The organism is Priestia megaterium (assembly GCF_046599315.1).
GTDB classification, from domain to species: Bacteria; Bacillota; Bacilli; order Bacillales; family Bacillaceae_H; genus Priestia; species Priestia megaterium_F.
Map to the genome: position 1 here is coordinate 16,952 of NZ_JBKIKC010000022.1, position 12,565 is coordinate 29,516.

The 12,565-nt window shown below is 36.9% G+C and carries 14 protein-coding genes and 1 riboswitch; of the genes, 5 read left to right on the forward strand and 9 right to left on the reverse strand.

Annotated elements, in window-relative coordinates:
• Nucleotides 1–137: 137 nt before the first annotated feature.
• The 4 genes from ACLHDF_RS29655 to ACLHDF_RS29670 all read right to left on the reverse strand — a co-directional run bounded on the left by ACLHDF_RS29655 (nt 138) and on the right by ACLHDF_RS29670 (nt 3,885).
• The gene (locus tag ACLHDF_RS29655) at nt 138–401 is read right to left on the reverse strand and encodes a DUF1292 domain-containing protein (RefSeq protein ID WP_251394138.1); all 264 of its coding nucleotides are present in this window, start codon (nt 399–401) and stop codon (nt 138–140) included.
• Nucleotides 402–491: 90 nt separating this feature from the next.
• The gene (locus tag ACLHDF_RS29660; protein WP_413921981.1) at nt 492–2,216 is read right to left on the reverse strand and encodes a PAS domain S-box protein; all 1,725 of its coding nucleotides are present in this window, start codon (nt 2,214–2,216) and stop codon (nt 492–494) included.
• 162 nt (nt 2,217–2,378) lie between these two features.
• Nucleotides 2,379–2,693, reverse strand: a complete 315-nt coding sequence (locus ACLHDF_RS29665) for a YckD family protein (protein WP_413921982.1) — start codon at nt 2,691–2,693, stop codon at nt 2,379–2,381.
• A 73-nt stretch (nt 2,694–2,766) separates the two neighbouring features.
• Nucleotides 2,767–3,885 (reverse strand): NAD(P)/FAD-dependent oxidoreductase, encoded by a 1,119-nt coding sequence (locus ACLHDF_RS29670; RefSeq protein ID WP_413921983.1) that lies wholly within the window; start codon nt 3,883–3,885, stop codon nt 2,767–2,769.
• 441 nt (nt 3,886–4,326) lie between these two features.
• A riboswitch (Lysine riboswitch) is annotated at nt 4,327–4,509 on the forward strand.
• Between the two features lie 138 nt (nt 4,510–4,647).
• Between ACLHDF_RS29670 and lysA the strand changes: the two genes are divergently transcribed.
• The 5 genes from lysA to ACLHDF_RS29695 all read left to right on the forward strand — a co-directional run bounded on the left by lysA (nt 4,648) and on the right by ACLHDF_RS29695 (nt 8,702).
• The gene (lysA, locus tag ACLHDF_RS29675; RefSeq protein ID WP_413921984.1) at nt 4,648–5,976 is read left to right on the forward strand and encodes a diaminopimelate decarboxylase; all 1,329 of its coding nucleotides are present in this window, start codon (nt 4,648–4,650) and stop codon (nt 5,974–5,976) included.
• 52 nt (nt 5,977–6,028) lie between these two features.
• On the forward strand, nt 6,029–7,291 hold the full coding sequence (locus ACLHDF_RS29680; protein WP_413921985.1) for a dicarboxylate/amino acid:cation symporter: 1,263 nt from the start codon (nt 6,029–6,031) through the stop codon (nt 7,289–7,291).
• Nucleotides 7,292–7,430: 139 nt separating this feature from the next.
• On the forward strand, nt 7,431–7,565 hold the full coding sequence (locus tag ACLHDF_RS29685) for a hypothetical protein (protein ID WP_413921986.1): 135 nt from the start codon (nt 7,431–7,433) through the stop codon (nt 7,563–7,565).
• Between the two features lie 298 nt (nt 7,566–7,863).
• Nucleotides 7,864–8,157, forward strand: coding sequence for a LysR family transcriptional regulator (locus tag ACLHDF_RS29690; protein ID WP_413921987.1), 294 nt, complete (start codon nt 7,864–7,866; stop codon nt 8,155–8,157).
• A 5-nt stretch (nt 8,158–8,162) separates the two neighbouring features.
• Nucleotides 8,163–8,702: a LysR substrate-binding domain-containing protein gene (locus ACLHDF_RS29695; protein WP_413922042.1), complete on the forward strand. Its 540-nt coding sequence runs from the start codon at nt 8,163–8,165 to the stop codon at nt 8,700–8,702.
• Between the two features lie 365 nt (nt 8,703–9,067).
• Here ACLHDF_RS29695 and ACLHDF_RS29700 read toward each other — a convergent pair whose 3' ends face one another.
• The 5 genes from ACLHDF_RS29700 to ACLHDF_RS29720 all read right to left on the reverse strand — a co-directional run bounded on the left by ACLHDF_RS29700 (nt 9,068) and on the right by ACLHDF_RS29720 (nt 12,400).
• A complete protein-coding gene (locus ACLHDF_RS29700; protein ID WP_413921988.1) occupies nt 9,068–9,739 on the reverse strand; it encodes an O-methyltransferase in 672 nt (223 codons plus the stop codon).
• A gap of 210 nt (nt 9,740–9,949) precedes the next feature.
• Entirely contained in the window at nt 9,950–10,669 is a 720-nt protein-coding gene (locus tag ACLHDF_RS29705) for a pentapeptide repeat-containing protein (protein WP_413921989.1), read from the reverse strand.
• An 18-nt stretch (nt 10,670–10,687) separates the two neighbouring features.
• Nucleotides 10,688–11,017, reverse strand: coding sequence for a PadR family transcriptional regulator (locus ACLHDF_RS29710; RefSeq protein ID WP_413921990.1), 330 nt, complete (start codon nt 11,015–11,017; stop codon nt 10,688–10,690).
• A gap of 159 nt (nt 11,018–11,176) precedes the next feature.
• On the reverse strand, nt 11,177–11,752 hold the full coding sequence (locus tag ACLHDF_RS29715) for a GNAT family N-acetyltransferase (protein ID WP_413921991.1): 576 nt from the start codon (nt 11,750–11,752) through the stop codon (nt 11,177–11,179).
• Nucleotides 11,753–11,926: 174 nt separating this feature from the next.
• Nucleotides 11,927–12,400, reverse strand: a complete 474-nt coding sequence (locus tag ACLHDF_RS29720; RefSeq protein WP_413921992.1) for a hypothetical protein — start codon at nt 12,398–12,400, stop codon at nt 11,927–11,929.
• Between the last annotated feature and the right edge of the window lie 165 nt (nt 12,401–12,565).

Sequence of the window (12,565 nt, forward strand, 5' to 3'; positions counted from 1 at the left end):
TCATTTGCTTACTAACCGGTTGGTATGTTACATATTCATCATAAATGAATGGAAATAATTCAGCAAGATATTTTTAGGAAAATTCTAAATATTATATTATTTAAAAAACAAAAAAGAGAGGTTTTACCCTCTCTTTTTTATGCGGATGTCATTTCATCAAATACGGCTGATACCTTTTCAAACTCATCATCATCTTCAATTGACGACCATTCACCATCATCTTCAATTTTCAAAAAGAAAACATCAATTTCTTCTTCCGTTTCAATTAAAACTTCTTCAACAAATGCAACGGCAATATAGTCGTGCCCTTCAATCGTCATCTTCCCAAGCACTTCAATATCTTGCTCTTGATCGTTTTCATCTAAAATTGTAAAAATCTCTCCCGTTTCAATGCGTTCCATCTTATTCCCTCCTATTTGTTTGAACATCATTGTTCGTTCATTAACATGTATTCCCCTTTAGAAAAGGTTTCATGCTTATAAAAAGAGAATCTACTTTTTAAAAGGAAGAAGAATGTCTACCGTGGTTCCTTTTCCAAGCTCGCTTACAAAGTTAATTTCCCCTCTATGTTCTCGAATAATTTTATAGCACACCATCAGCCCGAGCCCCGTTCCTTTCTCTTTGGTACTATAAAAAGGTTTTCCTAAATGCTGCATTCGTTCCTGCGTGATGCCTGGCCCTTCGTCGCTAAACCGGACAACAAGGTGGTCGTGATTAAATCTTTTTAGCTGAATTGTTACAGTTCCTCCATGCGGCATAGATTCGACTGCATTTTTAAATATATTGCTAAACACCTGTTTTAACTGGTTTTCTTCGCATAATACGAGAGGCATATGAAGATCAATCTCTTTTTTTACGTGAATTTTCTCTGTAATCCCCTGAACCTCAGCTAGCTTTAAGGTGTTTTCTAAAATATCTTGGACGTGTTTATCTTTGTAGGCTTTTGCCTGAGGCTTTGCGAGACTCAAGAACTCATCGGCGATTAATTCAATTCTATCTAACTCATGGTTTATCATTTCTACATAGTAAGGCTGACTACTCGTTTCTTTTAATAACTGCATAAATCCTTTTACCGCCGTCAGAGGGTTTCGAATTTCATGGGCAATACCAGCTGCCAACTGTCCGACTAAGGAAAGCTGAGCAGATTCACGCAGCAATTTTTCAGTTTTTTTACGTTCTGTAATATCACGAAACAAAACTTGAATTGCCTGCTTTCCCATATAGGGAATAGGAAAGGCAATGGTTTCGGCATCAATCGTATGGCCGTCTTTATGAATAAACTTTTCTTCCTGTAAATCTACAGATTTCTTTTCCGTTTTCATTCGATAAATTCGCTGTTTTACAACATCATAGTAATCAGGGTGAACAAATTGATAAACACAAGTTCCTAATACATCTTGAGGACTTTTGTATCCTAGCGCTTTGGCTCCTGCAGGGTTGATGTAATCAATTTTCCCTTCACTATGAACGATAATGGCCTCCGGGGATAACTCAATTAAACTTCGGTAGCGTTCTTCACTTTCTTTTAAAGCCGTTTCATCCTGCTTACGCGATGTTATATCTCGATAAACAAAAGCAATGCATACCGGCCAGTCATTCATATTTTCAACGCGAAATAGTGTGACGCTTACATTAATTAAATGGCCGTCTTTATGTTGTCTGACTGTCTCAAATTCCGTTTTAGATTCACCTGATTGAATAGTCTTATGAAGCTCGCACACTGGCTCCTTTAAAAACCAAGGTATAATCGGAAGAGGCTTTTGATAAATTTCTTCAAACTTCCAGCCAAATGTATTTTCAAATGCAGGGTTCACTTGAAGTGTTTTACCCTCTAAGTCAACGATAGCAACTGCATCTGCATTATGATAAATAAAAGGTTGAATGTGTTCTTTTTTCTCCTGATAACTAGTTATATTCACGCAATGTCCCATAATTTCAGGTTTTTCTGTGTAAGATAAAGGGGTTAAGTTTACTACATAGCGTTTATCATTTATTTGAAGCTCGTACATAAGCTTTTTTTTTGTATTTAGCGCTTCAAAAAAATGCTCATACGAGACCCATTCTTCTAAAGGTACCTCTTGATCATGAACACTTTCACCTTGATACATACTGTAAACAAGGTGGCCGTCTTTTTGTTTGTAAGCAAATATGATTCCTGGCACCTCAGCTGAATGATTTTCTGCATGTAATCGGACTATTTTTTTATTTTCGTTCATCGTTCATATTTACCTACCCCTCACTAGCATCTTTCCTAATCGTTCCCATTCTCTTAATTTTACATGAGGATTTTAGAATTTACTAGATAAAGAAGCGGATATTTCCCATTCATTCACACAAAGAAAACGCCCGTATAGGCGCTTTTTTTGTGTGAATATGAGTTACTTTGGATGATGCATTTTATGACAGTGCCGCTTGGGGATAAAACCGTTTTGTTCCATATGCTGATAGCGATTTTCCATATGTGAAGAAATTTTTTGACTCTCCGTTTTGCTTAGCACACCGTACTCAACATATTTTGAAAGTATTTCTTTCTTTTTTGCTAACATTTCTTTGTACAGCACGGACAACTCTTTCTTTTGCTGAGAAGTCAGCTGCACGTCTTTTGTTTCTGACTGAGGATTGTTTTCCGCTAATACAGGCGTCGCGCTCATAAATAAAAAAGCTGCTGCTGCACTTATAATAATCTTTCGCAAACAATCTACTTCCTTTCATCATATAGTAGCTATAGTTTGCGAACTTCTATTTGTTTTCATTCATTCTATTTTCTTAAGAATCGATAGCCCCTCTTACATCATAGTCGCTGAGGTTAATTTCCATTTCCATTCCAAGTGCTAATTTAGCAAGCTCTGAACCAAGATAAGGGCCAGACGTTAATCCTGAAGCTCCGAGACCATTCGCTACTAATATTCCTTCGTAATTTGGAAGAGCTCCAATGACCGGCAAGAAGCCTGGAGTGAATGGGCGAAACCCTACTCTTGTCTCTAAAACTGTGCTTTCTGTTAAGCCGGGAGCAATTGATAAAGCCTTTGAAAAAATTTCGTGAAGCCCCCCAGCGGTTACTCTCAAGTCATAACCCGTATCGTTTTCATGTGTTGCTCCGATAACAATTCGTCCTTGTTCAAACGAAAGAATATATTGGTCGCTTGGAGGCATCACAACAGGCCACTCTTTTGTATCTAAATCAGGAAGGTGCAAGTGAACAATTTGCGCTTTTTGAAAGCTGGATAAAAATTTTACTCCAAGAGGCTCTAGTAATTGATTTGCCCATGCTCCTGCTGTCACAATCGTTGTACTTGCTAGAAGCGTTTGTCCATTTACGAAAACGCCTGTTACCTGATTATTTTCATAAAGAAGTTCTGCGTTTCCTTCTATTATTTTTGCGCCGTTTTTTTTAGCTGCATTCACAAGTGCTCTTCTAAGAGCTCTTCCGTTAACGCGAGCGGCTCCACTAATATGAACGGAACTGTATTCTTCCGAAAGAACCGGAAACAAAGCCTGTGTTTCCTTAGCTGATAAACGTGTAATCTCGCCTATTTCGGGGGCTTCTTCCCGACGCATGTAAGCTCGTTCTTCCATTTTTACAAGCTTTTGTTCATCAGTGTGCAAGCTAATTGCTCCTACTCGCTTATATCCCGTATCCATTTCTCCATCCTCTTCTAATTTCTGAATTAATGTTTGATAGTACTTGGCACCGCCTTTTGCTATGCGGTACCATGCTTTATTTCGACGCTGTGAAAGCCATGGACAAACGATTCCTGCTGCTGCATCAGTAGCTTGACCAGCGTCCTTGCGATCTATTAATGTCACATCTGCTCCTGCTTTTGCTAAATGATATGCTGTAGAAGCTCCGAGAATCCCAGCTCCAACTACGATGTATGTTTTCATACCAAAACACCCTTTTCTTTTCATTCTTCTAGTATTTTCATGCTATATGTATGCAATTTTAGCATAGCAAAAAAAATGCTGCATACTAGGCGAAGCTATTATCAGCCTATTTTGGGGTCTTGCTGACTTTGACATATAGCTCCTTTCCTCGTAAACAACAGCGTTATAAGTTCTTTGACCAAGCTTATAGTAGGATGAAGCAAACTATAAATAGTAATAGTACATCTTTAACGGTGTGCTTACCGCTTTTCTATTATGCTTGCTGGATAAAAAGATGAAAGAATAAAACCACAGAAGAAAGCACTAGCTGCTTGGATTCTATCTGGAAGCTTCATAGCTTTCTTATTTATTTTCTTTGATATTCCTATGCCTTAACTTTTCATTGACTAGACAGAGGAAAAGGAAATATAATAGGAGTTACATTTAAATATAATTTTCCTCTCTGAAAATAGAGGTGCATGAAATCAAGAGTCACTTATTGGAGACTAATGGAGTCTGTGAAGATAAGTAAAAGGGATTTCGTGCCGAAGTATATGAACATCCATTGTGTTCATATACTGGTTCAGTATTGAATAAATGCTGAGCTGTCACAGATCGTTTGGTTTGTGGAGAGCTATTGAAGAGATGTTGATGCCTAGAATGTAATAATACTTTATTATTATGAAACCAAGACGCGTGAACATCACTTCACGGGTCTTTTTTGTGTTTTTCTACTGACCATCAAAGTTATAGTTGAATGATTTAAATGGAGGGATACGGATTATGTACTTACATGGAACAAGTAAAATTAACAACAGCAATCATTTAGAAATTGGGCAGTGCGATACAGTAGAACTGAAAAAACAATACGGCACCCCCCTATACATCTACGATCAAGAATTAATTGAAACGAAATGCAAGGCCTTCCATTCAGCTTTTCAAAGAAGCGGGCTTTCATATCAAATCGCCTATGCAGGGAAAGCATTTCTTTGTATGGAAATGGCTAGCCTTTTAACGAAGCTTGATATGTCATTAGATGTGGTCTCAGGAGGAGAATTATTTACAGCGCTTGAAGCTGGATACCCAGCTGAACGCATTCATTTTCATGGAAATAACAAAACGATTGAAGAAATTGAGATGGCTCTTGATGCGAATATTGGCTGTTTTGTTGTGGATAACTTCACCGAACTTGAAGTTTTGCATGCTTTAGCTGCTGAGCGTAAACAGCAAGCATCTATTCTTCTGCGTGTTACTCCAGGGATTGAAGCCCATACACATGAATATATTATGACCGGACAAGAAGACTCCAAGTTTGGATTTGGTCTTTCCAATGACCAAGCAATGAAAGCAGTAAGTTCTGCATTAGAAAAGCCTTACTATAACCTTTTAGGCATTCATTGTCATATTGGTTCGCAGATTTTTGAAGTAGATGGTTTTTCTCGCGCTATTGATATTTTAGCTGATTTCTTATTCAGTATTCGTGATAAAATGGAATTTGAAGTAAAAGTTTTAAACGTAGGTGGTGGTTTTGGTATTCGTTATACCGAAAGCGACTCTCCTCTTCCAGTTGAGTATTATGTAGATGCACTGACAGAAAAGCTAAGCCGTACGTTAACTGAACAGAATTATCCCCTTCCTGAAGTCTGGATTGAGCCTGGAAGAAGCATCGTAGGAGAAGCAGGTACGACGCTTTATACGATTGGTTCAACTAAAGAGATTCCAGGTGTACGCAAATACGTGGGAATTGACGGTGGTATGACCGATAATATTCGCCCTGCCCTATATGGTGCAAAGCATGAAGCTGTCTTGGCTAATAGAGTGACGGATAAAAAAGATGAAACAGTATCAATTGCGGGGAAATGCTGTGAATCAGGAGATATGCTTATTTGGGATATCGATTTACCGCGCGTTAATCAAGGAGATTTATTAGCAGTGTCCTCTACAGGTGCCTACAACTATTCAATGGCTAGCAATTACAACCGCATTCCGCGCCCTGCTGTTGTATTTGTAAAAAAAGGAGAAGCTCGTCTTGCTGTAGAGCGAGAAACATACGAAGATTTGGTGCGGAAAGATGTAAAGCCAGTCGTTACTACGTATGCAATGAGCAAATGAGAGCTGTTCTTGCGTAGTAAAGAAGCAGTTGTTGTTTGGAGGAAATCTAACTATGGTTCTAAGTGTATTTAAAACGTACAGATCATCGCTTATTCTGCTTCTCGCTATTTTAATCGGCGGGATAGCAGGATATGCTATCGGGCCGGATGTGGCAGTCGTAAAGCCTTTTGGCGATTTGTTTCTTAATTTAATGTTCATGATTATCGTTCCCCTTGTCTTTTTTAGTGTTGCTTCGGCAATTGCAAACATGAACGAAATGAAACGTCTTGGTAAAATTATGCTAGGTATTGCCGTTGTGTTTATCGCTACTGCTGCTGTTTCAGCTGTTCTAGGCTTTTTAGGCGCATCACTTTACAATCCCCTGCACAACGTAGATACTTCTGCTATTAAGGAATTAATGGGTGACAATGAAAATACAGCTGAAAAAATGACGCTTTTAACTCAGCTTGTTAGTACATTTACTGTACCTGATTTTGTTCAGTTATTTTCGAAAGAGCATATTTTACAATTAATTGTCTTTGCCGTCATTTTTGGTATTGCTACCACGATGGCTGGTGAAAAAGGACAGCCTCTGGCGAAATTTCTGACTTCAGGTCAAGAAGTATCGATGAAGGTCGTTAAAATTGTGATGTACTATGCTCCAATTGGTTTAGGATGCTATTTTGCTACTGTGGTAGGAGAACTTGGACCAAAGATCTTACAAGGTTACGCTAGAGCATTTATTCTTTACTTATTAATTGCAATCGTTTACTATTTCGGTTTCTTTACGCTATATGCATGGATTGCTGGCGGTAAAGCAGGAATTAAGCTGTTTTGGAAAAATGCAGCTGCTCCTTCTATCACTGCTATTGCTACCTGTTCTTCTGCTGCATCTATTCCAGTCAATTTAGATGCAACAAAGAAAATGGGTGTCCCACTGGATATTGCTGAAACAGTCATTCCATTAGGAGCAAACACACATAAAGATGGTTCTGTTATCGGTGGTATTCTAAAAATTGTTTTCTTGTTCAGTTTGTTCGGCAAAGATATGACGTCTGCTACGAGTATTTTGAGCATTTTAGGCGTAGCCTTTTTAGTTGGGGCTGTAATGGGAGCAATTCCTGGAGGCGGTATGATTGGTGAAATGTTAATTATTACAATTTACGGATTTTCGCCGGAAGTCCTGCCCATCATAGCTGTCATTTCAACGATTATTGACGCCCCTGCTACGCTCTTAAATAGTACAGGAAATACAGTAACAGCAATGCTTGTTACGAGGTTTACAGAAGGAAAAGACTGGATTAATAAAATTATTACTCCAGATAAAGTCGCCTAGTCAAAAAGCAAAGGGAAAGGTCTGAGTGACTTTCCCCTTTGCTTTTTTTGTATGGAACCATATCTATAGCGGTGTATAAGGGTGGTAAATACGCACATTCTATAGGTATGTTTCATAAACAGACTGGAGGTGTCATCTAATGAGTAACGCTGCAGGAGGCTCAAAGAAGAATCAACCGAATGATGCGAATCACGTGAGTGCAGAAACAAAAGCTCATCAAAACCGTCTCACTGAGCAAAACAAACAAGAGCATCAAGCCGAAGAGAGAAAATAAAATTACGTCAAAGAACACTTGTCACAGAGCCTGTGTTCTTTGACGTAATTTTATTTTTCAGTCAAATTTTCATAACTCCGCTCGCTATAGGTGTATCGTAAAACCTCTTTTCGCATTTTGCCCGAATGTACATACAGAAACCTTTATATCCCTCATAAGCTAGTAGCAAAATTTATGTTTCTTTATAAAAAGGTAGCTCGTTTTATAAATCGATTGCGAAAGAAACTCATCGCATTTACAGTAAATAATTTAATGGTTAAAATAAAGAGTAAAGAAAAAGGATAAGCAGTTTGCAGAAATGGAATTTCACATGGAAATCAGAGATTTAGAATACTTTATAGAGGTAGCGAATCATAAAAATTTCACAAAGGCAGCGCTGCAAGTTCATTTGTCACAAACAGCCTTAAGTAAAGCCGTCAAAAAAGTAGAAAATGAACTAGGATTTGAGATCCTTGATCGTTCAACGAGAGAATTAAAGCTAACCGATACAGGAGAAGTTGTGTATCACCAGGCAACTAAAGCTCTTTCCGTGTTAAAAGACATGCCTCACTTGCTGGGCGATTTAATGAAAAATACCCTAAAGTATCTCTAGAGCTTATTGAATTTGGAGCTAAAAAAATTGAAGCTCTTGTAGAAGAGGCCGGTGTAGATATGGGGATTGTTATGCTTCCTCTGACAAGCGGGCATGATGAGCACTTTCACGTATATCCGTTCGTTAAGGAAAGATTCCTTCTATACACGCATAAAAACCACCTTTTAGCGAAACGTCCTTCCGTTTGGATGAAAGAATTAGAACATGAAAAATTTATTATGTTCAGTGAAGAATTTACGCTGCACGACCGGTTAATACAAGATGCTTTAAAAGCAGGATTTATGCCTTCTATAGCGTATAAAAGTTCCCAATGGGATTTAATTATTGAACTAACAGCAGCAGAATTAGGTATTGCTATTTTACCCGAATCGCTCTATGCCAAAGTGAAGGATTCCAATATTATTACGGTACCTATTGCAGATCTAGAAATGATGTGGGAACTTCGAATTATTCTATTAAAAGAACGCTACAGTTCATTCGCTGTAAGAGAGTTGATTAATTTTCTTACAGCAAAGCAAATAACAAATAAGTTGGACACAAATTAAATAACGAGGCTGGGACAAAAGTATTTTAGTTAAAGTTAGATACAAACGACTAATCGATATTGTTGATTAGTCGTTCATTTTTTATTGTTATGGGGAACGTAGGTTTCATGAATGTAGTAGCTTCTAGCTGTTGATTGGAGGGCAAGACGAAGCCTCCAGCAGGAAAAGCGGACGAGGTGATACCCCGCAGGAGTGTGAGCGAGTGACGAGGAGGCTCATCGGCCGCCTGCGAAAAGCGAAGTCTTGCACGGAAATCAACAGCGGTGTGACAAGTGATTTAAACTAGCTTCTTTATCCCATTTGTTCGTCTTTAGATTGGATCGATGTCGTTATGTCTCAAGCTCGTTTTATATGTAACACAAGTTTTACCATTCAACAATTCCTAAAATGAATCCATCATAGCCTTTGCTTCCAACGGTTTGTATAGCTGTGGCGCTGATTCTTTTTTCTTTAGCTAGAGAATTCATAAATTGACGAATTCCCTTTACATTTTCGTCTTCACTTTCTGAATTCACCACATGCCCTTGACGAACGACGTTGTCGCAAATAATCAGACTTCCTTTTTTAGATAATTCCAGAGCCCACTTTAAGTAATTTGGGTTATTCGGCTTATCAGCATCAATAAAGATAATATCAAATGGCTCTGTTCCCCTATCCTTTAATACAGCTAGTGTATCAAGCCCGGGGCCGACAATAACTTCTACTAAGTGATTTACTCCCGCTCTTTTTAAATTAGTTCTTGCTACTTCTGCATGATGAGCGTTTAATTCGAGCGTAATAAGCTGCCCGTCTTTCGGAAGAGCTCTGGCTAGCCAAATCGTGCTGTACCCTCCAAGAGTACCAATTTCTAAAATGCGTTTAGCTCCTTTTAACGTAGCTAGCAAATGCAGAAACTTTCCTTGACTAGGCGATACGTCGATAGCAGGTAATTCAGCCTCTTGATTTGCCTTCAATACCTCATCAAGAATGGGATCAGATTGAATAAGCTTATTATTCATATAGCGATCTACTTCGTTCCAAATTTCATATATAGACATATCCACACTCCTTCATATAGCCAATAAAAGCTTTATCGTTATTTAAACAATAAAGATTCTTCACATGTATATGTTCTTCTCATATCCAGCTTGTTGCAGTAATTGTTTGTATATAAATGTGTTCTATCTCTCTAATAAACTATCCTGCTCGCTCTCAAAAAGAATTGTTATATCCATAAAAAAAGACCTTCTTACAGGTCCTTTTTATCTTTAAACAATCGTAACTTTACTGAGATCTATCTTTGCACTTTTTAAAAAGTTATATGTTAATTTATCCACTTTTGCACCTTCAAAAACAGATTTCTTTAAATCTGATCCCCGAAACTGCACATTCAGCAAAGTTGCGTTGCGAAATGAGGCTTTTTTTAATGATACTCCTTCAAAGATTGTTCCGTTAAATGTTTCTCCGTCAAATACGATATCTGTTAAATTACATTGCTTAAAGTACGTATTATCATAGACACAGTCTTTAAAACTGGCAAGTTTAAAATTTGCCCATTTAAATTGCACTCCTGTCAAATTAACATGATGAAATATTGCCTTCGTTAAATTGCTGCTTTTAAACATGCTGTCTGTAAGATCTGCATAACTGAAATCAGATTCGTTCAAATTACTTGCATTAAATTTCCCTTTATAAAGCGATACAGAACGAAAATCAGATTTTGTGAGCTCGGTCTTTGAAAAATCCATAGGGACAGTTTGCTTCAATTCCTTTGTGGCTACATTCATTGATTCAATCAGTTCTGTAATATCACCAATAGAATTGATTGTCATATAATAAGCCTGCTCCTCACTGTACCCGTCTTTTTGGTAGTCTGTAAACTTTTCCTGCAAGTTTTGTGATAGTTCTTCTTCTAAATCTTGAATGTTTTTTACATCCTGATAAGGAGCCAAAATGCTATGCACATGATTTTTTATGTTTTCATTCATTTATACCATCATCCTTTCTTACAACAATAAATCAATAATTTTTTTCGCTTGCTCCCAATTTTCTTTATTTTGTTTATATATGCTTTTTCCTTGTTCTGTAATTTTGTAGTATTTTCTGCGACCGCCTTGTACGGCGTCTCCCCAGTAAGAAAGAATATGTTCTTCCTTTTCTAGACGCTTCAAGCTTGAATACATTGTGGCTTCCTTTAATTCATACTGCTCTTTAGAATGGGTATAAATAAGCTTACTAATTTCATAACCATATTTATCGCCGCTGAGAAGTAATTTCAAAATCATTGTATCTGTATGTCCCCGAAGTAAATCTGAAGACATTTTTGCATATACCAAAGTATCACCTCTTTATGTATAATTTAAATCATATTACTATGACAGTCAAGGTATTATATTTAATAAAATAACTTAATTTGTAAATGAACATATATAAGCATCTCCCCTGTAGAAAATAGCCAGCATGTTTCTACCGGCTATTTTCTAAAAGGTATCTTATTATTTGTTATGACTAGGCTTAAATACTATTGATATACGTTCTGTTGATATTTTCCAAATCATGTGATGATATCCTTTGCTCCAGTAATCTTTTAGTAAATAATGTGGATTTCCAAATAATTTTTTCCATACTTTCTGAGCGTTCTTGTATCCGCTGTCCAAACAAATGTTTTTAATTTCTCTGCTTTGAAGCGTAAGCAACATAACATGTAAAAGCAGTGTCCCTACACCTTTTCTTTGATACTTTGAATGAACAAACACCGTGCCAATTTCAATCCATTCTTGCAGCTCCCCTTTTGTACATGCAGTAATTAATTCACTAGCGGGACCATATTCAATACAACCAATAATCTTATTGGTGCACGTATCTATCCCAAGCCAAAAGAATCGATCTTTTCCACTGCTATTAAGGTCACATTTTAAATATTGTCTTTTACTTTCAATTTCTATTTGTATATCGTTTACCATGTCAGATAAGCCTTCCTTACGAAATGTATCTGTAATTACTTCACTAAAAAGTTCGTGGAGTTCTGCACTATCTTCTATTTTGGGTCTTCTTATTTCAATATGATGCAATGTTCATTCCCCCTGGTTATTTCACGAAAGAATATGAAGCTTTCCCATTATTATTTATCAATATATGTAGAAAATCCTTTTCTCTTCCTGCAGTTTTTCCAACAAAAAAGCACGAGAAACTTTGAGTTCTCGTACTTTTTATAATATGAATTCTACTCTTTCTATTGGAAACTGTTAATACTGATTCACAAAGCTCTGGATTTTACATACGAAGTCAGAAAGATCCTCCTTTATTTCTTTATCCTCTGTTTTTTCTACCTGCTCTTGTATGGCGTCAATCATCAAACGCGCTTTTTTAGGATCTATAGACGCCTGTTGACTGCTATTGTTTGACAGACTCTTCAAAATTTGATTAGTCATTTTATTTTTATCATGAATATAAAATAACATTTGAGGAACTTGATTAATTAATAGATTTACGTACCTACGAAACTCCTCTATCTCATATAATTCTTTTGAATTGCCTTTAAAGCCATCAACTGAAAGCATAAGACTTTGGTAGCCTTTATCACTGCGTTGATTAAGTGCTTTAATAACTTTTAAAAGCCGATCGAACTTTAAATAACGTATTTCGTCTTTCTTTAATTCTAAAAATTCAATTTCTCCTTTTTCCAAGAAGGGATCCTTGATAAGACTATTATCATTCATATACATTCTCTCCCTACTAATTTATTAGTTGCAGAGCTTGTTCTGAATTCATTGATCTATCGTTTTAGTAATGTTTACCTCTTTTAGGGGCGTTTTAAAACCTTTGTTTATACAATGATTACATAAATGTTCTTGAGTGCCTTTTTTTGAAATACTTTACTTATT

Coding starts and splice junctions, on each gene's coding strand:
- ACLHDF_RS29690 (WP_413921987.1), top strand. CDS start 7,864: ATGGAATTTCACATGGAAATCAGAGATTTAGAATACTTTATAGAGGTA.
- ACLHDF_RS29720 (WP_413921992.1), bottom strand. CDS start 12,400: ATGAATGATAATAGTCTTATCAAGGATCCCTTCTTGGAAAAAGGAGAA.
- ACLHDF_RS29660 (WP_413921981.1), bottom strand. CDS start 2,216: ATGAACGAAAATAAAAAAATAGTCCGATTACATGCAGAAAATCATTCA.
- ACLHDF_RS29670 (WP_413921983.1), bottom strand. CDS start 3,885: ATGAAAACATACATCGTAGTTGGAGCTGGGATTCTCGGAGCTTCTACA.
- ACLHDF_RS29680 (WP_413921985.1), top strand. CDS start 6,029: ATGGTTCTAAGTGTATTTAAAACGTACAGATCATCGCTTATTCTGCTT.
- lysA (WP_413921984.1), top strand. CDS start 4,648: ATGTACTTACATGGAACAAGTAAAATTAACAACAGCAATCATTTAGAA.
- ACLHDF_RS29705 (WP_413921989.1), bottom strand. CDS start 10,669: ATGAATGAAAACATAAAAAATCATGTGCATAGCATTTTGGCTCCTTAT.
- ACLHDF_RS29655 (WP_251394138.1), bottom strand. CDS start 401: ATGGAACGCATTGAAACGGGAGAGATTTTTACAATTTTAGATGAAAAC.
- ACLHDF_RS29700 (WP_413921988.1), bottom strand. CDS start 9,739: ATGTCTATATATGAAATTTGGAACGAAGTAGATCGCTATATGAATAAT.
- ACLHDF_RS29685 (WP_413921986.1), top strand. CDS start 7,431: ATGAGTAACGCTGCAGGAGGCTCAAAGAAGAATCAACCGAATGATGCG.